The sequence below is a fragment of the Streptomyces sannanensis genome (assembly GCF_039536205.1).
GTDB classification, from domain to species: Bacteria; Actinomycetota; Actinomycetes; order Streptomycetales; family Streptomycetaceae; genus Streptomyces; species Streptomyces sannanensis.
In genome coordinates this window covers 3,247,403-3,270,417 of record NZ_BAAAYL010000001.1, presented here as the reverse complement: position 1 = coordinate 3,270,417, position 23,015 = coordinate 3,247,403, and the positions used below count along the sequence as shown (strand labels likewise).

Sequence of the window (23,015 nt, the reverse complement as noted above, 5' to 3'; positions counted from 1 at the left end):
TAGCCCGCAACACCCCTACGTGAACATATGTTTGGAGGTAATCCGCGTGACCCTCTCCGCTTCAGCAGGAACCAACTCCCGCTGGCTGGGCTTCGGCGTGCTCTGTACGGGCATGTTTATGGTCATTACCGACGGAACCGTGGTCAATGTTGCCCTCCCTACGCTGCAGCAGGAACTCGAGTTCACTCAGGATGACTTGGCCTGGGTGGTGAACGCCTTCGTCATCCCCTTCGGTAGCCTCCTGTTACTTTCGGGGCGACTCGGGGATCTCATAGGCCGCAAGCGCATGTTCCTCATTGGCCTGGTGATGTTCACCATTGCGTCGGCGCTCTGCGGACTTTCCACCGATCAGGCGTCGCTCATTGCTTCCCGTTTCATTCAAGGTGTCGGCGGAGCGCTGGCTACCGGAGTGATCCTCGGGAAACTGGTGTCGTTGTTCTCCGATCCCAGGGAACTTGGAAAAGCGTTCGGAATATTTGGGTTCGTGCTCACCGGCGCCGGATCCGTCGGCCTGGTTCTCGGCGGATTTCTCACCGAAGCCCTGAGCTGGCGATGGATCTTCTTCATTAACCTTCCCATCGGCGTCGCCGCTCTCGTGATCGCCCTGCGGGTCTTGGAGGACGACCGCGGCCCGGGAGTCGACCGGCGGACCGACTTCCTCGGTGCCGTCCTGATGGCCTCAGGTCTGATGTTTGGTATCTACACCATCGCCAAGGTGGCGGAGCACGGCTGGATCTCCGCACACACTCTCGGCTTCGGTGCCGTTGCGCTCCTCCTGCTCGCTGCTTTCGTCGTGCGCGAGTCCAAGGCTGCCCACCCCCTCCTTCCCCTGCGGCTGTTCAAGTCCCGCCAGTTGTCCGGCGCCAACGCTGTCCAGGGGCTGTATGTGGCTTCCGCGTTCAGCATGTTCTTCGTCGGTGCGCTTTACCTCCAACTGGTGCTCGGTTACGACCCGTTGAAGATCGGCCTCGTCTTTCTTCCCATGTCACTCGTGACGGCTTTCGTCTCGCTCGGCTTCGCGGCAAAGCTCAATGCGCGCTTCGGTAACCGCATGATGCTGTTGGTCGGCCTGGTGCCCGTCGCCGGCGGCCTGGCGCTGCTGACTCGCCTCCCCGTGGACGGGACGTTCCTGGTGGACTTCCTTCCCGCGATGCTGCTGCTCGGTGCTGGTGGTGGTCTGGTGATGCCGGCGCTCACCGCGCTGGCCATGGAGGACGCCCCACCTGCCGACGCGGGGCTGGCCGGTGGTCTGGTCAGCACGATGCAACAGTTCGGTGGCGCGCTGGGAGTTGCCATCCTGGCCGCGTCCTCCACATCCCGCACCGCTGATCTGCTGGCCAAGGGCGAGAGCCGGCAGGAGGCCTTGACCGGTGGATACCGGCTCGCCTTCGGTATCACCGTGTGCTTCCTCCTGGGCTGTCTGGCCGTTGCCCTCACCGTGCTGCGGCCGCGCCGTGCCGCCACGGCCAACCCGCAGGCCACCGGGTCCGAGTCCGGGGAGCCTGAGACGGCAGCAGCCGACCGGAGCTAGCCGGCGCGCGGTCCTCGTGCCCGGCGCCGTCCCCGAGAGATGCAGATCTGCGGTGGACGGCACCGGGCGCGCCGAGGATTCAAAGCTGGTGACTGAGAGCCCGCACCTTCTCCAGCGCGCGGAGCATGTCCTGGGCGTCCGAGGTGTCACCGAGCAGCGCCTGATGGTGGAAGACGAGGGTGGTGTCCCGGTATTGCTCCGCTCCCTCGTACGTGCGGCCGAGCGCCCGACGGCGCCCTTCCTCGGTCCAGACGGGGGCGAACCGCCGCTTGGTGTGCGGGTGCAGCATCACGCTGCGGTGCAGTGGCAGGTCCGGCGGCCACCAGGCCATGTTCAGCTCCGCGCTGACCGCATCGGCAATGCGTTGGGCCGATACGTTTCCGAACGTTCCAGGGCGGAACCGGACACCGTACTCGTAAATGGAGCGTTTGTCGGCCTGCTTCGGCAACGGGATCGGGCCGAAGTCTCCCAGTTGGGCGAGCCCAGCCTCAAGTTCCGCCGCTACCTTCTCGCGGTGCTCGTGCTGAGCGTCGAGTCTTGGAAGCTGGTCGAGCAGGACGCCGGCGGACAGCTCCGACATGCAGTAGTTGCCGCCCATCACTTCGCCGACTTCTTCGAGCTCATGGCCGCCGGGCACGACGTCGCTGTCCGGGTACTTGCGGGAGTCGGCCCGCAGCTGTTGGACCCGGTGATAGAGGCGCTCGTCGGAGGTGACCACGGCGCCGCCTTCGCCACCCGTGAGGACCTTGCCGTTCTGGAAGCTGAAGGCCCCCAGAGCTCCGAAACTACCGACGGCACGGCCGCGCCACCTGGCTCCGTGGGCCTGCGCGCAGTCCTCGATGAGGGAGATGCCGGCCTCCTCGACGACCTCTGTGATCCCGTCGAGGTCCGCGATCGTGGCCGCGAGATGCACGGTGATCACGGCCTTGGTCTTGTCCGAGAGCGCAGCTTTGATCGCTTCGGGCGTGATGCATCCAGTCTCCGGGTCGACATCGACGACGACCGGCAGTGCCCCGACACGCAGCACCGTGGAGACCGGCGCCACCCAGGTCATCACGGGAACGATGACCTCGTCACCGGGGCCGATGTCCAGCGCCTCCAGTGCGACCAGGAGGGCGCTGGAGCCGTGGTCGACGCTGACGCAGTAGGGCACGTCGTTGTACCGGGCGAACTCCGCGGCGAAGCGGCGCTCACGCGCCTGGGTGCCGTCGCTGGGCCAGCTCAGGCCCCAACGGCGGGACCGGAGAGCGGCTATCAGTGCCCGTTCGGTGGCCTCGTCGTACTGGGGCCAGCTCGGCCAGGCCCTGTGCTGGCCGCGGACCGGGTCACCGCCGTGAATGGCAAGCTTGGACATTGGGCTCCTCACGCGTTGAGATCGACGGCCGGGGCGGAGTCTTTCCGCAGAATCATCAGTACGTCGCGTGGACCGATCTGGGTGGGACGCCCACGGCGCTCGGAGACGGCGGCGGAGACGTCGGCCCGAGTCACCTCGCGCAGGATGGCCGGATCGAAACGGGGCGGGACTATCTCGTAGTCCAGGTAGTCCGATGCCGTCACCGTGCCCCAGCGCAGGCCGCTGTCGAGGGCGGCGGCGACATAGTCCTCGAAGAACATCCGGTTGATGGTGTCGCTCTCGTGTACGTGCCACACCAGCAGGTCGGCCAGGTCCTCGGGCAGCCCGCTGCGCAGCAGCGCACGCAGTTCCGCCGGGGTGTAGCTCAGATGGGCCCAGGGCGGCAGCAGAGTGTCCCGCCAGAAAGCCAGATCGCGGTCACCGTGACGGACGTACTCCAGTTGGTGACCGTCGGCGGCGCTCCAGATGGGGCCGAAGTGCGCGTACAGCAGGCCGCCGGGCTTCAGCACACGATGAGTCTCGCCGAGAGCCTCGGGCACGTTAATGAACTGAAAGGCGTTGCAGGAGAATACCGCATCGACGCTGGCATCTGGCAGAGGAATTTCTTCCGCCCGGGCAGTCAGAACTTGGCGAATCCCCGATTCGCTTGTTTCTGCTTCCCGGTTGGGGTCGATTGAATACCACCTGGCAACGCCGTGTTCCTCGAGCATGGAGACTGGGAACGATCCGCCGATCTCGGCAATGACGGCACCCGAGAGCTTCATGCGAGAGGCAAAGTCCGCAAATACGAATTCCTCGGATATGGCGAGGCCGTCATTGGCCTTCTCGTCCGCCTCTGCCGAGGGTGTGGAGTTTGATCGCGAGGGCATGCGTGGAATGTGTCCCTTCATCGTAGCCATACGCAGATAGCGGTGCGCACAGTCTCAGCCGATGGGCCATGGGCGAGCTGTGGCGGCGACGCGATTCCAAGCGTTGATGATCGTGATCGTCCAGATCAGCTCGGCCAGTTCCACTTCGGTGAACTGGGCGGCAGCACCCGCGTAAACCTCGTCACTGACCGGGCTGATGTTCAACTGCGTGACTGCTTCGGTGAGTTCGAGCGCCGCTCGTTCGCGGGCGGTGAAGAATGGCGCCTCGCGCCAGGCGGGAAGGGCGAAGAGTCTCCGCTCGCTTTCGCCGCCATCCTGGGCGTCCCTGCTGTGCGCGTCAACGCAATAGGCGCAGCCATTGATCTGGGATGCCCGAGTGCGAACCAATTCCAGGAGAGGGAGTTCCAGACTCACCTCTTCGCCCGCCGAGTCGAGGGCATCCATTGCCTTGTTGATGTGTGGGGCTAATTTATCAACCTTCAACCGTAACCCGGGGACAACTCTTGGTTCAGGGTGTTGATGAGTCACAGTGCTCCCAGCCGATGTGATCATGGATCGAAGCACGATATCTCATGTTCGGTTCGATCTGGAGAGGAGTCCGATATTCCGCTTAACCTCGATCTTTCGTGACGGTCCGTCGGATCCTCCGGCAGGGGTGTTGCAAAGTCGTGTGTTCTCGTGATGCAGCCGGTCAGCGGTGGGTAGGGTGCACACCTAAAACACGTCCAGGCCCCACCAGGCCCTCGACATGGCCACCCCCGCCAGCCGGTTCCGGCTGAACCCGCCGCCGGAACCAACTGTTGTCGCCATTCCGGCCTCCACGGAGGAACCGTCCATTGCGGCCGAGCCCGCGGCGCCCGTCACCATGCTGCTTCCGGCCTCAGCGCCGGCCGTGGAGCTTGAGACTGTCGTCGCGGCCACCGGCCTGGCCGGCGTGCTGCACCGCGCTGGGCCCCCTGCGGCCCGGCACGGTGATCGAGGTCGACCGGAAGATCGACCTGAGCGGTGTTGCCGGCCTCGGCAGTACCCAGGTGACCGTCGGATGCGAACTCGCCGGCCAGCGCGCCCTGCGCGCCGATGACCTGCGCTCCCACCGCGTCTCACTCGTGCTGACTCCTTGCTCGCGGGGCGCGGGGGCGGCACATCAGAACGATGGCGATCAGAAGGTACGGAACAGCGGCCAACGCCAACAACTGGCCTGGCCCCCACCAGATCGAGCCCAGCGCATAGCTCGCATAGACCAGCACGGCCACCACCTCCATGCCCAGGCCCGCAAGTGAGCTGACCATCGCTCTGGTTCGGTCTCCGATTCTGGACTGGAGCAGAGCGTCGGTGCGGACCCGCACCCACTCGAAGGCACCGAAGGCGGCGGCAATAGGGAACATCCCGGCCGGGCGCCCCGACAGTGCACCCACAACCAGGAGCACCGCGCCCGCCGCCAGCACCGGCCCGAGCCAACGGTCCTCACCGTGCTCCGCGCACCACTGCCCCACGGCCATTCCCGCCATCACGGCGAGCAGTAGCAGAGGTACCACCGCATCGGGTGCGCCCATGTCCTTGGCCAGCAGGGGGAGATACTCATCGATGGCCTCCACGCCGGTCGCCACCGAGGCGAGCACCAGCGCGCCCAGCACCGCACGGGAGGTGCGCACCTCCGTGAAACCGTGCTTCAACAGGGCGATCGGCCCTGCATCATCCTCTGCGTCGGGGGGCGAGGTGCTCTTGCCGCCGGTCTCGGGCAGGGCCCGCCCGGCCACGACGCCGAGCGCGCAGACGGTGACACTGGCGAAGCCCAGCGCACCGTACCCACCGAGTGTCAGTACCGGAGAGGCAAGTGCGGTGGCCAGTGCTATCGCTGCCGTCCCGAAGGCTTGGGCCCGTCCCATGACCCGGGCGTAGGCGTGCGGGGCACCTGCTTGCTCCAGTTCCTCATAGGCCAGGGCCTGCAGGGCGCCCGAGCGCAGAGCACCGCCCGCACCCCAGAGCAGGAAGCCGGCGGCGAACGAAGGGAACGACGGAAGGACGGTCCACAACGCGAAGCCGCAACCCACCAGAACGGGCGCGACGCAGAGCAGAAGGCGCTTGGAGACCATGTCGGCCCAGACGCCGAAGGGCACTTCGAGTACGAAGCTGGTGACCGACCAGATGACGAAGAGTGAGGAGATCTCCGCAGCGGAGAGCCCGTGCTCAGTGAACAGGAGCGCGTACACCGGGTAGAGCAGGATGAAGTCCCCGAGGAAGGCATATGCATAGAGGGTGCACGAGAGCCGTTTGCGAACCGCTCTACTTCCTTCTTCAGCCGCAGCAGGCGAAGAAGTTGCTGGCCTGGGGGACATCGGTGGTACCTCGACTGATTCGCTTGTCCGGGGTGCCGCACGTCCGCGCTGAGGGTTCCCGCGGTCGGGCCCTGTCGAAGCTCCTGACCCCACGCCATGGACAGCCGGCGTACCTCTGTACACCTCTGGAACGACCGGAAGGTGACGCCAGTCACGCAATCAATCTGGATGATCAACGCAATCCAGTAAATGTGCGCGACTTGCCCCCTGGGGCTCGACCTCAAGGGGTGGTCAGCTTGCAGCGTTAGAAGCCGCTGTCTTTCCGGGTGTGGTCGTTGAGTTTCCGCTGCTCAGGCATGGTTCCGAAGGGGGCGCGGAATGGTTCGGGCGTTCAGTTCGGGCTCGGCGATGTGGAGTGGACCGTGACATCGGTGATGGGATTGCCGGAAGAGCGGGAGGCGGCTGCTCGGGTGCGGGCCGAGGAGGTTCGGGCGGAGACGGAACGGGTTCTTGCTGAACTCGCCGAGGCGGAGGCGGAGGCGGTGCTGGAGCGCCGGGTGATCGCCCGGACGGAGCTCCGCCGAGGCCCTGGCCGTACCGTCCGGGGCGGTGGATGCACCGGTTGATGACCCGGGTGAGGCGGCGGGCACGGTGCCGGCGGGCAGCGATCGCTTGAATGCGACCTGACGCTCTCCGCGGAGCATCACGCAGGTGGCTACGTCCACCTGACGTGGGGACTTCACGACCATCCGCCATCCGACGAATGGCACTTCGAGGCCACCACGGTCCACGCTGCCGGCGAGGGCATGCGCCATCTTGCCGCCGACATCCGCGAGTTTCTGGCGAGCTGCCCGTGACGCCTTCCGATAACCGCGGAACGCTCAGCCTTGATGCGGCGTGGGAGTCCAACTGGCCGGGCACGTTGCCCCTCGGTCATCTCCTGCGCTCGGCTTGGCCGGACCGCTGGGTCCGTTTCCACAGCCTTCCGGAGTCCAAGCGGTATGCCGACACCGAGGCGGAGTTCAAGCGTCCTGTCCGGTTTCCCCCGGGCGGGGCGCTCTGCCGTGATCGCCCTCATCGCGGCGGCGCTTGCCGCCCTTGTAGCGGCGACCGGTCTCGATGTTCGTGATGGCCGCATACGTCAGCTCTGGAGCGCCGAGCCGTACGCCTCCGCACTTATCGGCCTCGCATAAGAGAGCATCACGTAGGCGGGGAGACTTCTAGCGGTGGGCCGGGAGCCAGCCGTGCTGGACCGCGCGGACTCCGGCCTCGAAGCGGGAGCGGGCACCGAGGCGGTCCATCAGGTCGGTGGCGAGCCGGCGGGCGGTGCGGGGAGAGACGCCCAGGCGTTTGGCGATGGCTTCGTCGGTGAGGCCTTCGGCGAGGAGGCGGATCGCCGTGGCCTCCTGGCCGGTGAGGCCGTGCGGGTCGAGGGGGGCCACTTCGCCGAGGGGCTGGGCGGTTGCCCAGACGCTCTCGAAGAGCGCGCACAGCGCGGTCAGGGTGCCCTGCCCGGTGAGGGCCACCGCACCTGCGGCGGTGTCGTCGCTGCTGACCGGGAAGAGGGCGCGGGACCGGTCCATGATGATCAGGCGAGTGGGCAGGGAGGGAACGGTGCGCACCTGCCCGCCCCGCTCGGCCAGCCAGTTGGCCTGGTCCACTGAGATGCGGCTGTTGCGGGTGCTGTCGAGCATGACCGTACGCATGATCACGCCGCGGCTCAGCAGCTCCGTGTTCGGGCCCCGTGACGCGGCGACGTTCTCGGCTGTGAGGGGGCCGGGGGAGAACGCCATGAGCTCGTTCTTCACCTCGGGGGTGGAACGGGCGATCCAATCGCGGATCTGGTCGATTCCGACCAGCTGGACGACATCCGGATGGACGCCTGCCGGGCGCAGTTCGGCGTACTCCGAGATCAGCTGGGCCGCGGCCGCTCGAGACGCCTCCAGGCGCTGCTGCTGGGCCGCCAGCTCGGCCTGCTGGCGGGCCATCAGGATCTCCATCCCGATGTCGGGTGACACGGCCCGCAGCTGTCCGGGGGGCTCCGACCAGGGGCGTACGAGCGCGAGTTCACTGAGCACGTCGAGGGCGTGGCGCGTCTCGGCTTCCGGGAGGCCCAGCGTGGCGGCCAGTTCGGCGACGCCGGACGCGGGCTGTCTGAGCATGGCCCGGTAGACGGATTCGGACACGGCGTCCAGGCCAAGTGTGGTCAGCATGTGAATCCCCCCTTGGAATCGCCAAGTTGCGCGAAGAATACAAGAGGGGAACAAGGCCGAAAGCGGCCAGGGCCGAAAGAGGCCCGGTCATGGACGTCTTGTGGACTGGGTCGATTGGCACAGTGGGCGGCATGTATCTCGTCCATGCGCGGCTGATGCCGCCTCCCGGTGGGGAACTCCCATGGAACGTCCGTGAACTGGTGCTGCAATGCGCGAGCGAGGAGGACCGCATCGAGCACCTTGCCGTCCATCCTCGGCCCGTCGCCCGCCCCGTGCTGGGCTTTTACCTGCTCGCGGACCGTCTTGAGGAGGCGGAGAGCCGTACGGGAGAGGTCTGCCGGCGCGCGCTGGACCGCCATTCCGAACTCGATGGCTGGGCGCTGCTCGAGTCAGCCGTGCCGCTGCATCCCCTCACCAATGAGGCGGTCGGGCCCTGACACGGACGGTGGCGGGGGAGCGGCGGGGCAGGACGGAAGTGTCCAAGGCCCGTTCGGGCCACCGGAAAACCCTTCCGCCCGCGCCCTGTTCAGGGAAAGCTGTACGACGTCGGCAGGGAACGCAGAACGCCACTGCCGCACTTTGCACAGCACCTTTCGCTTTCTCTCGTTGCATCTCCTGGGGGGGTCCGCCATGTCCGTTCGTTTTGTCGCCGCGCTCGCTGATCGCTGTTGCTCGGCGGTGACAGTTCGGTGGTTGTTTCACCGATCTTGACGGGCGAGGATGAGCACATTGCCTGAATCCGGGCCGTACAGGACCGGACGGAAGGTTTCTTCTCCTCGCATCCCGCATCCCGCATCCCGCTTCTTGCTCCGCGTGCCGGCCGGACCACCTGTCTCCCGGCCGGCCCGTGCTCTCGTCTCTGCTCTGCATTTCTCCGGTACGACCGAATGATTCCTTGGGGGGAGTCCACTCATGTCCACTCGTATCGTCACCACCCGCCGTCTCCGTTCCGCGGCTGCCGGTGTCGTCGTCGCCGCTGTCGCCGGTGGCGTGCTGATGCCGCTGTCCGCGCAGGCCGCTCCGGTCGCCGCCGACGGCAAGCCGCTCACCATCGAGCTCGGCGCCCCGGCCCCGGCCGGGCCGCTGACGCGGGGCGGTGAGACGGAGTCCTTCTCGTTCACCGTGAAGAACTCCTCGGACCAGCCGGTGGACTTCCAGCCGTGGATGGTCGCGCAGTCGGACGGGCCGAGCCCGATAGCCGCCTCCCAGATCGTCTTCGACGTCGAGCCCGTGAACGCTCCGGCGACCGACGAGGTCGTCGGCCAGCAGGACACCTCCGCGCAGGGCATCTTCTACCCCGCGGAGAAGGGGGAGGGCAGCACGTTCGCGGTGCCGGCGAAGGGCGAGCTGAGCTGGAAGGTCACCGTCGGCCTCGGCAAGAACTACCCCACCAACAACGGGAACCTGAAGCTGACCGCGGCCGACCTGGGAGGACGGGCCGCGCAGCAGGAATCCGTCGTCTTCGACATCGAGCCGAAGATCAAGTCCGGTGAGCTGTCCACCTGGTTCGGCAACGGACCGGAGGGTGTGATCCGCCCGGGCACGCCGCAGAACCTCAACTTCTACCTCAAGGCCGAGGGCGAGGGCGGCTTCGACTCCGCACTGGTCACCCGGTTGCAGGTCGAGACGACCGCTGACGGCTCGCCCTCCCCCGAGCTGGGCATCGAGGTGTACGACGAGGCGGGCCGCACCTGGAAGAAGCTCAAGCCGCTCGCGGGTTACGTCCACATGTGGCAGCTCCCGGACGTCCCCAAGGGCTTCGGCGCGGATGGTCAGGTCAAGAGCTTCCCGCTGCGGGTGAGTGTCCTCGGCCTGAACGGCATCAAGAAGGACACCGCGGTCACCCTGCAGGCCGGTGTCGCTCTGGCCGAGGGCAACACGTTCCCGTTCGCCGGCGCCCGCGGCAAGATCACGGTGGGCCCGAAGACCGGTGCCGACAACCCGGGCGGGAAGCCGTCGGCGAGCCCGAGCCCGAGCCCGTCCGCCACCACCTCCGCCTCGCCCTCGCCCTCGGCCACGCCGTCCGCCACGGAGACCACGTCCGCGCCGGCCGCGACGGGCGGCAGCAACCTCACCACCACGGGTGAACTCGCCAGCACGGGCTCCGACAACACCTCCGTGTACGGCGCCGCTGCCGCCGCGCTGGTCGCGGTGGGAGCCGTGGTTGCCTGGTTCGGCGTGCGTCGCCGCCGCGCCCAGGGGTGACCTGGACGTAAATGGTTCGTAGCTCCTCTCCGGATGGCGTAAGCTAAGTGTGCCGACGCGGGGTGGAGCAGCTCGGTAGCTCGCTGGGCTCATAACCCAGAGGTCGCAGGTTCAAATCCTGTCCCCGCTACTGATAATCATGAAGGCCCGGTACGCACTGCGTACCGGGCCTTCATGCGTTCCCGGTATGCGTCCCCGGAATCGTCCTTGACCTTTACGTAACGTCAAGATCTAACGTCATGGCCATGGAGTGGTCGATCCAGGAGATTGCCCGTAAGGCCGGGACGACGAGCCGCACGCTGCGCCACTACGGCGAGCTGGGGCTGCTGGTGCCGAGCCGGATCGGGAGCAACGGCTACCGCTACTACGACCAGGAAGCCCTGGTCAGGCTGCAGCGCGTTCTGCTTCTGCGTGAGCTCGGGCTGTCCCTGCCCGCCATCAAGGACGTACTCGAAGGGCAGTGGGACACGGCCGCCGCTCTGCGGACGCATCTGCGGCTGCTGGAGCAGGAGCGCGAGCGCATCGGGCGGCAGATCGCATCGGTGCGGACCACTCTCCGGAAGACCGAGGAAGGGGAGGAACTGATGGCCGAGGAAGTGTTCGACGGCTTCGATCACACGCAGTACGAGCAGGAGGTGACCGAGCGCTGGGGCCGTGAGGCGTACGAGCGAAGTGACCGCTGGTGGCGTTCGCTCGGGGAAGGGGAGAGGAAGGCGTTCATCCGCGAGCAACTGGACATCGGCCGGGACTACGGGCGGGCCGCGACGGCCGGGCTGGCCGCCGACAGCGACGAAGTGCAGGCGATCACCCGGCGGCACCACGGGTGGCTGTCGCGGACGACGACGCCGACCAGGGAGTACTTCATCGGGCTCGGGCAGATGTACGTCGACGACCCCCGCTTCACCGCGAACTACGACAAGCACGGGGAGGGCACGGCCTTGCTCGTACGGGACGCGATGAAGGTGTACGCCGAGCGGCACCTGGCGTAGTCCGGTTGGCCGACGCGAGGTCGCCGCCCGGCGCGGCTGCGGCCAGCCTGGGCGGTGGGGCGCGGTACCGTCCGCAGCCGTGTGCGCACTGGGCAGGAGACCACAGGTGGGGCAGCGAGGAGGCGGCGGGAGGAAGGGGGAGCGGAACCGGGCGGCGAACGGGCCGTCGCCGGCCACCCGTCGTTTCGTACGGGCGCTGCCCATGCTGCTCATCGCCGTGGGCACGGCCTTCGATGTGCTGACCCCTCCGGAGGTCAGCGCGGCCCCGCTCTTCACCGCCGCGCCGCTGATCGCGGCCCCGTTCTTCTCGCTGGCCGTCACGCTGGTGACGGGTCTCGCCGCCGTGGTCGCGGTGACACTGCTGTTGATCTTCCACGGCTCGTCGGCCCGGGTGGAGTCGATCACCGAGCTGGTCACCACCATCACGGTGGTGGCGCTCGCGCTGCTGACGAACCGGGTGGTGCGGCGCAGCGGTGAACAGCTCGCCTCGGCGCGCGTCATCGCCGAGACGGTCCAGCGTGCGGTGCTGCCGCCGCCGGCCGACCGGATCGGCGGACTGCGGGTCGCCGCGCGGTATGTGGCGGCGCACGAGGACGCGTTCATCGGCGGCGACCTGTTCGCGGTGCAGGAGACACCGTACGGGGTGCGGCTGGTGGTGGGGGATGTGCGCGGCAAGGGGCTGCAGGCGGTGGAGGCGGTCGCCGTCGTCATCGGTGCGTTCCGGGAGGCCGCGGAGCAGGAGCGCACGCTCGAGGCGGTCGCGGGACGGCTGGAGCGTGCGCTCGTCCGGGAGGCGGAGCGGCGATCGGGGCTGGACGCGGTCGAGGGTTTCACCACGGCCGTACTGGCGGAGGTGCGGCCCGACCGTGATGTGGTGCGGCTGGTGAACCGGGGGCATCCGGAGCCGCTGATGCTGTACGCCGACGGTTCGGTGGGGGTGCTGGCGCCGAGGGAGCGGGCGCTGCCCCTGGGGATGGCGGCCCTGGGGATGTGGCCGGACCGGGCGGAGGAGACGGAGCTCCCGCCCGGGGCGACGCTGCTCTTCTACACGGACGGCCTGTCGGAGGCGCGGGACGCGACCGGGACCTTCTACGATCCGCGGGCCCGGCTGGAGGGCCGGGTCTTCCCGGGGCCCGGTGGACTGCTGGACGAGCTCGTCGACGACGTGCGCCGGTACACGGGCGACGGCTCGACCGACGACATGGCACTGCTGGCGGTCGGCCGGCCCGTGGAGCGCGCCGGCCACGGGTCCGTCTCGCGCGGGGGGCAGCCCGGCCCGGGCGGCGGCTGAATCCGTGCCTGACACGGTGGGTAGTCGGAGGACGCCTCTGCGCATAACAGTTGACACACCATCAGAGAAACGTGTGTGGTGAAAATGTGTCTGAGCGGCTGTCAACTCACCCGGTCCGCCCGCGTCTGTCCTGTTAAGTCCGGGCGAAAAGCGTTAATGATCAGCCGGAGCGGCTTGGAATAAAGCCCCCGTGTCTATTAACGTTCGATAACGCAGCGCGGTCGTCCCAGCCGTCGCAGAGGCGGCACCGTGCGCATGCGCCGAATCCCGCAAGGGAACCGGGGAACCACCACTTTGGGGTGAATCGGGCGTCTTTCCGGGTGCCCGTAGGAGACCTTCCTGTTCCGAACCCGTCAGCTAACCCGGTAGGCGACAAGGAAGGAAAGGAGCGCGCCCTCGTGGCGTCCAACAGGCCCGCCCCCGAAGCCCCCGAAGCCCCCACCTCCCTGTACGGGACCACGCCCGCCGAGAGCGGCACGTGGGAGGAGTGGAACCCCGGCGAGGACACCGTACGTCCGGTGCGCGGCAGGCATCGGGTCGCCAAGCAGAGCAACGGTCTGGCCCGTAGCTCCACCGTCCTCGGGGTCGGCCTCATCGCCGCAGTCGGCGCGGGCGGTCTGGCCACCGCCCAGCAGAAGCCGCCGGTCTCCATATCCCTGCCCGACCTCCCGGATCTTCCCGACGCCGAATCCCTGCCGGGCATCGGCTCCCTGATGGCCGACGAGGACTCGGCCGGCGAAGAGCACGCCCCGCTCAGCTCGGCCGGTGTCACCGAGACCGACGCCGCCCAGGGCGCCGCCGACGCGGGCGAGGCGCTGCGCGCCCGCATCCTTCAGCAGGCCGAGCAGCAGCAGGCCGACGCGGTGGTGGAGGCCACGGACGCCGCCGAGAAGGCCGCGGCCGAACAGGCCGCCGCCGAGGCCAAGAAGCAGCAGGAAGCCGCCGAGGAAGAGGCCGCCGCGGCCGCCGAGGCGAAGGCGAAGGCCGAGGAGGAGGCCCGGAAGAAGGCCGAGGCCGAGCGGCTCGCCAAGCTTGCCGCCAGCTACTCCCTGCCCACCTCCTCCTACACGCTCACCTCCACCTACGGCCAGGCCGGCACGATGTGGTCCTCCGGCCACCACACCGGCCTCGACTTCGCCGCCCCGACCGGAACGCCGGTCAAGGCCGTGGGCGGCGGCACCATCACCTCGGCCGGCTGGTCCGGGGCGTACGGCTACCGCATCGTGCTCACCCTCGCGGACGGCACCGAGATCTGGTACTGCCACCTCTCCTCCATGACCGTCACCTCCGGTCAGGTCAGCGCCGGCCAGACCATCGGCCGTGTCGGCGCCACCGGCAATGTGACCGGCCCGCACCTGCACATGGAGGTCCACACGGCCGGCGGCGGCGGTGTCGACCCGCTGGCCTGGCTGCGCAACAAGGGCCTCCACCCCTGACGCACGCCCGCTGAGGCGTGTTTCCTGGTCCCCGGCAGCTCTGGCGCCCACCCCCCGGCGCCAGAGCTGCCGGTTTTTCAATGCCGTTGAGGCGGTATGTGGGGCGGTACATGCGGCGGCAGATACTGGCCGGGCGCGCCGTACGGAGCGTACGGCGGCCAGGGCGTCCGGACCCGGCCCGTCATCCGTGCCGCGTACACCAGTGCGGGCCCCGCGACGGACCGGCGCTGCCACAGTTGGTGCAGCAGCTCCTGCTCCCGCGCGGGGAAGTCCGCGGCCGCCGCGCCGCGCCGGGCCCGGTTCCGCAGAAAGGCGAGCGACGTCGCGAACGCCTCGTACTCCGTCACCGCGCGCGCCGCGCCCTTCCCCCCGTACCACCGGGCCGCGAACCCCCGCGCCATGCTGCGGGCCCGCATCGAGGAGAGCGCGAGCGGCTCTTCGGGGACGAGCCAGCCGGCCGCGGCGTACGTGGCCAACTCCCCACCGATCGTGCGCAGTTCGCTCTGGCGTGTCCACACCGCCAGCCAGGTCAGCAGCCCGAACACCGGCACCATGAAGGCCGCGTAGACGAGCAGGAAGCCGACTCCGCCGTATGTCGCGGAACCGTTCCACAGGGCGTGCATCCCCATGGCGAGGACCAGCCCCAGCGGCGGCAGGGCGAACCGGCGGAACCGCTGATGCCGCAGTGCCGTGGCGGCGAACCCGAACCCGATGCCGGTCATCGCGGTGAACAGCGGATGCGCGAAGGGCGACATGATGATCCGCGCGAAGAAGGTTCCGGCGGTCATCAAGGCCACCCCTGCGTAGCCGGCGGCCTGGTCCTCACCGAACGCCCTGCCCAGATAGAGGATGTTCTCGGTGAAGGCGAAGCCCGTCGCCGTGAAACCGGCGAAGACCACGCCGTCGACCAGCCCGGTGAAGTGCAGTCTCCGGCGGTGGAACAGCAGCAGCACCGCGGCCGCCTTGGCGATTTCCTCGACGACCGGCGCTATGGCCGTCGCGCCCAGCTTGTCCACGCCGGACGGGTCCGCGGTGCCGGTGGCGATCCAGCGCATCGCGAACGTGTTGGCGATGATCGCGATCAGTGCGGCCGCGCAGGCACCCCAGGCGAAGGCGAAGCAGAGGTTCTGCCACGGCCCCGGGCGGACCTGGTCCAGCCAGCGGAAGGCCGCCAGCAGCAGCGGCACCGGCAGCACGGCGAGCCCCAGACCCACCAGGAAGCCCGCGGTGCCGGTCCGTTCGTGGACGAGCGCGAGGATGACCAGGCCGCACAGCGCGAGCAGCGTGAACACCACGGCCGCACGCACCGCGGCATTGCGCCAGAGGGCACGGCCGCGCCTGTACGGCTGGTTCGGAGGGATCGGTGGGGCCGGGGGCCCCGGCGGCATCGCCGGGGCAGCCGGAACCCCCGGGGGCTCCGGATTCACCGGAACGGCCGGGCTCGGCTGCGCGTACGACTCGGACACACGACGACCCTAGCCAGGGCCACTGACAACGCGCGATCGACTTACGTCACTTGCGGCGGAACAGCAGGTCGTGCACCACGTGACCCTTGTCGAGGCCCTGCCCCTCGAACCGGGTCAGCGGCCGGAACGGAGGACGCGGCGTGTAACCGCCGTTCTCCTGGGTGTTCTCGAAATCCGGGTGCTCGCCGAGTACCTCGAGCATCTGCTCGGCGTACGGCTCCCAGTCGGTCGCGCAGTGGATCAGGGCGCCCGGCCTCATCCGGCTCGCGGCCAGCGTGAGGAACTCGGGCTGGATGATCCGCCGCTTGTGGTGCCGCTTCTTCGGCCATGGATCGGGGAAGTAGACGCGCAGTCCGTCGAGCGCGCCGGGCTCCAGCATTTCGCGGAGCAGGATGATCGCGTCGCCGTTCGCGACCCGTACGTTGGACAGGCCGTTCCGGTCCGCGAGGCCGAGCAGATTGCCCTGGCCGGGGGTGTGTACATCGACGGCGAGGATCCCGGTGTCCGGGTCGGCCGCGGCCATCTGCGCGGTGGCCTCACCCATGCCGAAGCCGATCTCCAGGACGACCGGCCGGCCGCCGAGGAGCTCACCGAGGTCGAGCTTGTGCAGCCCGTCGATGTCCAGGCCCCACTTCGGCCACAGTCGCTCCAGGGCTTCGGCCTGTCCGGCCGTCACCCGGCTCCGGCGCGGCTGGAAGCTCCGGATCCGCCGCTCGTGGTGCGACCCGGCGGGGTCCGCGGCGGGCCCACCGGGGAACCGGGGCTCGCCCTTGGCACGGCGCGGTGCGGGCACGGTGTCGTTCTCGGAGGCGGTGTTTCGGAGCTCAGTCACAGTGCTCCGATTCTACGGCGCCCCCGCCGCGGCCTATCGGGCCGAAGGTCCTGCCGCAGGTGCCGGTGTCGCCCCCATCGCCCCCATCGCCGCCAGCGCCCGCCCGGCGATCTCCCGGCCGATCGGCAACGACGCCGTGGCCGCCGGGGACGGGGCGTTCAGGACGTGCACCGTGCGCGGGCCCTCGCGGAACAGGAAGTCGTCGGCCAGCGTGCCGTCCCGCAGGACCGCCTGGGCACGCACCCCGGCGGGAGCGCGGCGCAGATCGGCCTCGGTGACCTCGGGCAGCAGCCTGCGCACCGCGTCCGTGAAGGCGCGCCGGGACAGTGAGCGGTGCAGTTCGCCCGCGCCGTACCGCCAGTGGCGGCGAGCGATCCGCCACGAGCCCGGCCAGGTGAGCGTGCCGGCCAGCTCACCCGCACGGACCGTGGACCAGGCATATCCCTCGCGGGCCAGCGCCGGTACGGCGTTCGGCCCGACGTGGACGCCGCCGTCGATGCCCCGGGTGAGATGCACGCCCAGGAACGGAAAGGCGGGGTCGGGCACCGGATAGACCAGGCCGCGGACCAGATCCGGGCGCGCCAGCTCGTAGTACTCGCCCCGGAAGGGGACGATCCGTATGCCTGGGTCGTCGCCCGCCAGCCGTGCCACCCGGTCGCAGTGCAACCCCGCGCAGTTCACCAGGACACGCCCGCTCACCACCGCCCCGTCGGCCGTGCGCGCCACGACGCCGTCCGGCCGACGGGTGATCGCGGTGACCTCCGAGCCGTACCGGATGTCCGCTCCGGAGGCCTCCGCCAGCCTCGTCGCCACCGCGCCGTAGTCGCACACTCCGGTCGTGCCGACATGGATGGCGGCCAGCCCCCGCACATGCGGCTCGTATTCCGTGATCTGTGCGGGGCCCAGCTCCCGCACGGGAATGCCGTTCTCCCTGCCCCGCTGCACCAGCGCGTGCAGCCGCGGCAGCTCGGCCCGGTCGGTGGCGACGATGAGCTTGCCGGTGATCTCGTACGGAAGCCCGTGCTCGGCGCAGAACGCGGACATCTCGGCCGCGCCGCGCACCGCGTACCGCGCCTTCAGCGACCCCGGACGGTAGTAGATCCCGCTGTGGATCACTCCGCTGTTGCGCCCGGTCTGGTGCCGGGCGGGCCCCGGCTCCTTCTCCAGTACGGTGACGCGCGTGCCCGGCGAAGACCGCGTGACCGCATACGCGGCCGACAGGCCGACGATCCCGCCGCCGATCACCAGCACATCGCAGTCGTACGCCACCGTGCACACACCTCCCTCACCGATAGTGCACTGACCCACTGACAATGCCCGTAAACCAGGGGGCGCGGGCGAGGTGCGTCACGCCGGGGCGACCAGCAGTGGCCGGGCCCGCTCGCGCAACTCGGCGACGCGTGGTTCGTCGCCGTACGGCTCCAGCCGGTTCAGCAGATCCCGTACGTACTCGGTGGTCCGCGCCGAGGAGATCCGCCCGGCGACCTCCACCGCCCGCACTCCCTGCGCGCAGGCCGCGTCGAGGTTCCCGGACTCCAGTTCGGCGACCGCGCTGACCACCAGCCGAAGGCCGTGCGAGCGGACGTATTCCTCGGTGGGCCGGGACAGCGCCTGCTCGGTGAAGAGGCGTACCTGCCGGGGCGCCTTCAGGTCGCGGTAGCACTCGGCGGCGTCCGCCGCGAACCGGTCGTATCCGTAGAAGCCCAGCCAGTTCGGGTCGTTGTCGCCGTCGCGGGAGCGCTCGAGCCAGCCCTCGGCGGCCCGCAGGGTCGCCCCGGCCGCGGCCGCGTCGCCCGCCTTCGCGTGGGCGCGGGCCTCCACCAGCCGGAAGAAGCTCATGGTGCGGGCGGTGGCGAGCCCGCGGTTGCGCTCCACGGCCGCCTGCGCCAGATCCACGCCCTCGTCCGCGAAGCCGCGGTAGGTCGCCTGGAGCGACATCGACGCCAGGACGTAACCGCCCAGGGGCACATCGGCCGCCGCGCGCGCCAGCCGCAGCGCCTGGATGTAGTAGCGCTGCGCGGCCTCCTGCTGGCCCGTGTCGAAGGCCATCCACCCGGCGAGCCGGGTCAGTTCGGCCGTCGCGCCGAACAGCGCCCGTCCCACCTCGTCGGAGTACGAACCGAGCAGCAGCGGCGCCGCGTCAACACGTAAGCATTCGGGGACCATCGACGAACGCCAGTCCCCTCCGCCGTACTTGGAGTCCCAGCGGCGCGCGTCCTCCGCGGCCTCGCGCAGCTTCGCCACATCGCTGTGACCGACCCGCGGCCGGTGTTCCGCCGACTCCCCGGAGTCCGCCGACTCCCCGGAGTCCGCCGGCTCCCCGGAGTCCGCCGGCTCCCCCGGTCCCGGTCCGGGCGCCCGCGACGCCCCCAAGGCCCCCGTTCCCCGGGCGACCGAGGGGTCGGCGGGTGTTATCAGCCAGCGGGACGCGGGCGTGGCGTACGCGCTGACCGAGAAGGAACCCGCCAGCGACTGCCAGATGCCCCCGCCGGCCCGTCGGCCGGCCAGATCCAGCCGGTACAGCTCGGTGGCGTTCTTCACCGCCTCGCCCACGTCGCGGGCGAAGGCGAGCCCCACCTCGGGTGCCGGATCGGCGTCGGCGAGGCCGATCTCGTGCAGGGGCACCGGGCGGCCGAGTTTCTGGGCGATCGCCGCCGCGATCAGATGGGGCGCGGTGCCCTGCGGCACCATGCCCTTGGCGACCCACCGGGCCACCGACGTCTTGTCGTAACGAAGGGTCAGGCCCCGCTGCGCGCCGAGGTCGTTGACCCGTCGTGCCAGACCGGCGTTGCTGATTCCCGCGAGGGCGAGAACGGTGCCGAGTTTTTCGTTCGGCCCGCGTTGCTCCCTGGACATTCGCCACCCCTCGACACCCAGACGATCGCCGCGTGTCGGCAGACGCGCGCGGCATTCGTAAACCCAGCGTAGTTCGCCACATCCCTACCGTTAAGGGGCGGCCATCCGTATGGCGAGATTGTTCTCCGTGCGGACGCACAACGACACACGGGCGCGCTCCCGTTGTGTGGCCGTGCGCCCGTGTGTGCGCTCTGGCCCGGCTGTCGGGGGAGGGCTTCCATGTGCAGTGCGTGGGTCGGCCCGCTGCACTGGATCCAGTGGGCTGGGGGACACCGCCGCCTCAATCCCCGCGGGCGGCGGTCCGGTCCGGGAGGCCAACCGTGCCTCCCGGGCTGTGCGTTGGACCGGCGGGTGGGCAGATTGGCCGAATGCGGTCTGTCCGCCACCGGCACCCACCATCGCCAAGTGGGTACTGCCAGGGGCGTATTCACTTTTCGCGCGCGCTACCCGTAGCCGCTCCCGTATGCCGTTGTCGTGGCAGCATGGACCTCCCGGTGCACCTGTTGCCCGGCGGTTGCACTTGTCCACAGCCTGTGGAGGCGGCGATGCGGTGGTTGGTGGGGTGGAGCGGTAACGCCGTGCGATTCGGCAGCGCGGGTGCCGCGCGCGCCGACACCGGCGATCCCGACAGCCGCACCGTCCAGCCCGTCGGCGCGCAGCTGCTGTGGGACGGCCCCGACCCGCTGTGGGCGGTCGGCGACTGGCGCCCCGACGAGGTACGTGTCGTCACCGTCGACCCGGACACCCGGCTCGCCGTACTCGGCTGCTGCGCGGCCTCCGACGAAGAACTGCGCCTCGGCCTGCTCGTCGCCCGCGGTGGAGCGCTGCGCCATCTCACTGCCTGGCCCGGCAGCTACACCGCGGTCGCCCGGGTCGGCCGGCGCATCACCGTCACCGGCGACCTGGCCGGGGCGCGCCCCGTCTTCCATGCCCCCTGGGAGCGCGGCACCGCCTACGCCACCGCCGCGCTCCCCCTTGCCGACCTCATCGAGGCGCAGCTCGACATCGGTCATCTCGCCGCCCTGCTTGCCTGCCCCGATGTACCGGAGGCGCTGGGCGACTCCACCCCGTACTCCGGTGTCAGACGCGTCCCGCCCGGCCACGCGCTCGTGCTGCGCGAGGGAGCGCGCGAGATCACCGGATACGAACCGGTCGCCTCGCTCGCCGTCGCCGCGCCCCAACTCGACCCCGGCAGCGCGGTCGGCGGGGTCCGCGACGCCCTCGTCGAAGCGGTACGGGCCCGACTCACCGCCCCCCGCCACGCTCCCGAGACCCCCCTTCCCGACCCCGGTCCGGTCCCCGGCATGGGCCCCGCGGAACGCCGCGCAGCCCGCGGTGCCCCCGCCCCCGGCATCGGCGCCGACCTCTCGGGCGGCCCCGCCTCCGCCACGCTCGCCCTGCTCGCCGCCGGACTGCCGGGCGTACCCGGTACCGTCCTCGGCCATGGCACCGGCGCCGGCGAACGCCTGCTCGCCGTCACCTTCAACGACCTCGCCGTTCCCGGCCGCCAGGCGGAACTGGAGCGTGCCGGCGCCATCGCCGCCAACCCCCGGTTGCACCATGTCGTCGTCGCGGCGGGCGAGGAGGTCCTGCCCTACACCACACTCGACGGGCCGCTCACCGACGAACCGGGACCCTCGCTCGTCGCCGCCGAACGCCACCGCCGACGCCTCGCCGCGGGCAGCGCCGACCACTTCGTCGGCGGCGGAGCACGTCAGGTGCTCGACGCCCACCCGGCCCGCCTGGCCGACCTTCTGATGGACCGCCGGCGCCGTCATCTGCTGCGGCCCGTCTCGGCACTGGCCAAGGCCGAAGGCCCCTCCGCGCACTCCCTCTTCGTCCCGCTCACCGTCTACCGCGCGGCCCGCCGGCTCGCCCGCACCCCCTACCGAGCGGGTGTCCAGGCCGCCGCCGCATCGCTGATGAACGGCCACTTCGACGACGCCCACGGAGCCGTCGACGCCTCCCTGGCCGCGCTCGCCTGGTCCCGGCCCGGGCCCGCCGCACGCTGGCTGACCGGCGAGGCGCTCGCTGAAGTATCGGTTCGCCTGGAGTCCGCGGCCGACCGCCCCGCCACCGTGCTGCGCCCCGGCGAGGCCCGCGCCCGTGCCGCGCTCGCCCGGTACGCGGCCGACCACCGCGTCCTCGAACAGGCCGCCGAGGTGCGCAGCCAGCGCCTGCACGCCCCCTTCCTGGACAACCAGGTCGTGCGTGCCTGCCGGGCCCTCCCCGAGTCACTGCGCGTCCAGCCGGGCGCCCGCGCCTCCATCCTGCGTACGGTCCTGGCGGGCGCGGGCATCCGCGATCTGCCGCCCGGCTGGGGCGCCCCCTCCCACGCCTCCTCCGCCGCGGCCGCGCGCGCCGGTCTGCGGGTCGCGGTGGGCGGGCTGATGGCCCTCTTCGACGCGCCGTTGCTCGCCGACGCGGGCCTGATCGAGGCCCGCGTCGTCCGCAAGGCGCTGCGCGCCGCTGCCGAGGGCGAGCCGCTCCCGGTCGACGGCCTCGCCGACCTGGTCTCCACGGAGCTGTGGCTGCGCCGTCTGCTGTCCCGCCGCGGCACCTGCTGGACCGGCACGGGCACGTCGTCGCCCCGGCTGCGCGCGGTTGCCGCCGGTGTCCCGTCGCGGCGGACGCTCAGCGGCAGATGAGACGGGCCCGCGCTCAGCGGCAGCCGAGCGGCGCCCGCAGGGCACTACACGTGCCGCGACCGCAGTCCCTCCAGCAGGATGTCCAGCAGCCGTGCCGAGGCCGCCGTCTGCTGCCGCGCGTCCGGCAGCGAAGGCGCCGCCGTGGCTATCACCAGGAGTACGTCCGCCACGGTCACGTCACGGCGCAGCTCGCCCGCCGCCCTCGCCCGCTCCACCAGCCGGCCCACGACCTCCAGCAGCTCCGCGGCACCCGCGTCGTGCGGCTCCTCCGCCGGAGCAGTACGAGGCTCCACGGCGCTGCCCCAGCCACCCGCGGGGGCGGCCGCGACCCCGTCGGGGTCCTGCCGCTGCTGCGGCACCCGCGCCTCGTCCCGCTCGTCGACAGGGACGCCGACCCGCAGTACCTGAGGGGGCAGCAGCCGCCCGGCGCCCGAGGCCACCGAGGTCCGCAGGAACCGGGACAGCGCCGACCAGGGCTCGTCCTCCTGCCCCAGCGCGGCACGCGCCTGCTCGGTCAGCCGGGCCGTCTCCTCCGTGGCTATCCGGCGCACCAGCACGTCCTTGCTCGGGAACCGGCGGTACACCGTCCCGACGCCGACCCGGGCCCGGCGCGCCACGTCCTCCATCGGCGCGCCGTAACCCAGTTCACCGAACACCTCGCGCGCCGCCCTGAGCACATGCTCCAGATTGCGCTGCGCGTCCACCCGCAGCGGCGTCGCGCGGCCTCCGTCGGCGCTCACGCGCCTGTTGCCGTCCGTCTGGACAGCAGCCTGCCAATGAGAGTCCTGAATGTGCATAACAATCCCCCGGTAATGATGTCTCCCCCCGGAGACTCCCCGCCCGACAGCCGGGGCCGCCTGGTCCCACACCCCGACGATGTATGAACATAGTTGAGCGGGAGTCAATTCAGAAGAGGGTAGTTCCGCACGGAGCGCCCCCCGATCGGAGTATGCACCACAACCTTCCCGTTTCGGCCCCTTCGGCGCCCCCGGCGCGCCTACTCTGACCTGCGGGCCTTTCCGCTGACCCGCGGCGTTCGGCCGACCTGA

General features: G+C 70.1%; 19 protein-coding genes, 1 tRNA gene, 1 pseudogene and 1 riboswitch. Of the genes and pseudogenes, 11 read left to right on the top strand and 10 right to left on the bottom strand.

What is annotated here, in order from left to right; all coding sequences use genetic code 11:
* Nucleotides 1–46: 46 nt before the first annotated feature.
* Nucleotides 47–1,531 (top strand): MFS transporter, encoded by a 1,485-nt coding sequence (locus ABD858_RS15375; protein ID WP_345037709.1) that lies wholly within the window; start codon nt 47–49, stop codon nt 1,529–1,531.
* A 79-nt stretch (nt 1,532–1,610) separates the two neighbouring features.
* Here ABD858_RS15375 and ABD858_RS15370 read toward each other — a convergent pair whose 3' ends face one another.
* The 4 genes from ABD858_RS15370 to ABD858_RS15355 form a co-directional block, all read right to left on the bottom strand.
* Nucleotides 1,611–2,885, bottom strand: a complete 1,275-nt coding sequence (locus ABD858_RS15370) for a DegT/DnrJ/EryC1/StrS family aminotransferase (RefSeq protein ID WP_345037707.1) — start codon at nt 2,883–2,885, stop codon at nt 1,611–1,613.
* 8 nt (nt 2,886–2,893) lie between these two features.
* On the bottom strand, nt 2,894–3,784 hold the full coding sequence (locus ABD858_RS15365; protein WP_345037705.1) for a class I SAM-dependent methyltransferase: 891 nt from the start codon (nt 3,782–3,784) through the stop codon (nt 2,894–2,896).
* 24 nt (nt 3,785–3,808) lie between these two features.
* Nucleotides 3,809–4,198, bottom strand: coding sequence for a carboxymuconolactone decarboxylase family protein (locus ABD858_RS15360; RefSeq protein ID WP_345037703.1), 390 nt, complete (start codon nt 4,196–4,198; stop codon nt 3,809–3,811).
* Between the two features lie 656 nt (nt 4,199–4,854).
* On the bottom strand, nt 4,855–6,090 hold the full coding sequence (locus ABD858_RS15355; RefSeq protein ID WP_345037701.1) for an MFS transporter: 1,236 nt from the start codon (nt 6,088–6,090) through the stop codon (nt 4,855–4,857).
* Between the two features lie 362 nt (nt 6,091–6,452).
* Between ABD858_RS15355 and ABD858_RS15350 the strand changes: the two genes are divergently transcribed.
* The 3 genes and pseudogenes from ABD858_RS15350 to ABD858_RS36815 all read left to right on the top strand — a co-directional run bounded on the left by ABD858_RS15350 (nt 6,453) and on the right by ABD858_RS36815 (nt 7,159).
* Nucleotides 6,453–6,656: a hypothetical protein gene (locus ABD858_RS15350; RefSeq protein WP_345037699.1), complete on the top strand. Its 204-nt coding sequence runs from the start codon at nt 6,453–6,455 to the stop codon at nt 6,654–6,656.
* Between the two features lie 48 nt (nt 6,657–6,704).
* Nucleotides 6,705–6,887 (top strand): annotated as a pseudogene (locus ABD858_RS15345) (DUF6228 family protein); the annotation flags it as partial.
* On the top strand, nt 6,884–7,159 hold the full coding sequence (locus ABD858_RS36815; protein WP_425586206.1) for a DUF3885 domain-containing protein: 276 nt from the start codon (nt 6,884–6,886) through the stop codon (nt 7,157–7,159). The pseudogene ABD858_RS15345 and the gene ABD858_RS36815, both read left to right, overlap by 4 nt.
* 91 nt (nt 7,160–7,250) lie before the next feature.
* On the opposite strand, the gene ABD858_RS15340 is transcribed toward ABD858_RS36815, so the two are convergent.
* Nucleotides 7,251–8,243 carry a LuxR C-terminal-related transcriptional regulator gene (locus ABD858_RS15340; RefSeq protein WP_345037697.1) on the bottom strand — a complete coding sequence of 331 codons (993 nt, stop codon included), beginning with the start codon at nt 8,241–8,243 and terminating at the stop codon, nt 7,251–7,253.
* A 131-nt stretch (nt 8,244–8,374) separates the two neighbouring features.
* Here ABD858_RS15340 and ABD858_RS15335 point away from each other — a divergent pair, with 131 nt between their 5' ends.
* The 6 genes from ABD858_RS15335 to ABD858_RS15310 all read left to right on the top strand — a co-directional run bounded on the left by ABD858_RS15335 (nt 8,375) and on the right by ABD858_RS15310 (nt 14,164).
* The gene (locus ABD858_RS15335) at nt 8,375–8,680 is read left to right on the top strand and encodes a hypothetical protein (protein ID WP_345037695.1); all 306 of its coding nucleotides are present in this window, start codon (nt 8,375–8,377) and stop codon (nt 8,678–8,680) included.
* Nucleotides 8,681–9,155: 475 nt separating this feature from the next.
* Nucleotides 9,156–10,448: an LPXTG cell wall anchor domain-containing protein gene (locus ABD858_RS15330; RefSeq protein ID WP_345037693.1), complete on the top strand. Its 1,293-nt coding sequence runs from the start codon at nt 9,156–9,158 to the stop codon at nt 10,446–10,448.
* A 56-nt stretch (nt 10,449–10,504) separates the two neighbouring features.
* Nucleotides 10,505–10,578: transfer RNA gene (locus ABD858_RS15325), tRNA-Met, on the top strand.
* 115 nt (nt 10,579–10,693) lie between these two features.
* Nucleotides 10,694–11,437: a MerR family transcriptional regulator gene (locus tag ABD858_RS15320; protein ID WP_345037691.1), complete on the top strand. Its 744-nt coding sequence runs from the start codon at nt 10,694–10,696 to the stop codon at nt 11,435–11,437.
* 202 nt (nt 11,438–11,639) lie between these two features.
* Nucleotides 11,640–12,728, top strand: coding sequence for a PP2C family protein-serine/threonine phosphatase (locus tag ABD858_RS15315; protein WP_345044570.1), 1,089 nt, complete (start codon nt 11,640–11,642; stop codon nt 12,726–12,728).
* A 248-nt stretch (nt 12,729–12,976) separates the two neighbouring features.
* Nucleotides 12,977–13,115, top strand: a riboswitch (cyclic di-AMP (ydaO/yuaA leader).
* A gap of 11 nt (nt 13,116–13,126) precedes the next feature.
* A complete protein-coding gene (locus tag ABD858_RS15310; RefSeq protein WP_345037689.1) occupies nt 13,127–14,164 on the top strand; it encodes a M23 family metallopeptidase in 1,038 nt (345 codons plus the stop codon).
* A gap of 77 nt (nt 14,165–14,241) precedes the next feature.
* Here the strand turns inward: ABD858_RS15310 and ABD858_RS15305 are convergent, their stop codons facing one another.
* The 4 genes from ABD858_RS15305 to ABD858_RS15290 form a co-directional block, all read right to left on the bottom strand.
* Nucleotides 14,242–15,552 carry a PrsW family intramembrane metalloprotease gene (locus ABD858_RS15305; RefSeq protein ID WP_345044568.1) on the bottom strand — a complete coding sequence of 437 codons (1,311 nt, stop codon included), beginning with the start codon at nt 15,550–15,552 and terminating at the stop codon, nt 14,242–14,244.
* Between the two features lie 124 nt (nt 15,553–15,676).
* Nucleotides 15,677–16,462, bottom strand: a complete 786-nt coding sequence (gene trmB, locus ABD858_RS15300) for a tRNA (guanosine(46)-N7)-methyltransferase TrmB (RefSeq protein WP_425586205.1) — start codon at nt 16,460–16,462, stop codon at nt 15,677–15,679.
* Nucleotides 16,463–16,495: 33 nt separating this feature from the next.
* Nucleotides 16,496–17,731, bottom strand: coding sequence for an L-2-hydroxyglutarate oxidase (gene lhgO / locus ABD858_RS15295; RefSeq protein ID WP_425586204.1), 1,236 nt, complete (start codon nt 17,729–17,731; stop codon nt 16,496–16,498).
* A gap of 78 nt (nt 17,732–17,809) precedes the next feature.
* Nucleotides 17,810–19,318, bottom strand: a complete 1,509-nt coding sequence (locus ABD858_RS15290) for an NsdA family TPR-like regulatory protein (protein ID WP_345037685.1) — start codon at nt 19,316–19,318, stop codon at nt 17,810–17,812.
* Between the two features lie 545 nt (nt 19,319–19,863).
* Between ABD858_RS15290 and ABD858_RS15285 the strand changes: the two genes are divergently transcribed.
* Complete coding sequence (locus ABD858_RS15285) at nt 19,864–21,966, top strand: asparagine synthase-related protein (protein ID WP_345037683.1); 2,103 nt, start codon at nt 19,864–19,866, stop codon at nt 21,964–21,966.
* Between the two features lie 44 nt (nt 21,967–22,010).
* On the opposite strand, the gene ABD858_RS15280 is transcribed toward ABD858_RS15285, so the two are convergent.
* The gene (locus tag ABD858_RS15280) at nt 22,011–22,763 is read right to left on the bottom strand and encodes a TetR/AcrR family transcriptional regulator (protein WP_345037681.1); all 753 of its coding nucleotides are present in this window, start codon (nt 22,761–22,763) and stop codon (nt 22,011–22,013) included.
* Nucleotides 22,764–23,015 lie beyond the last annotated feature (252 nt).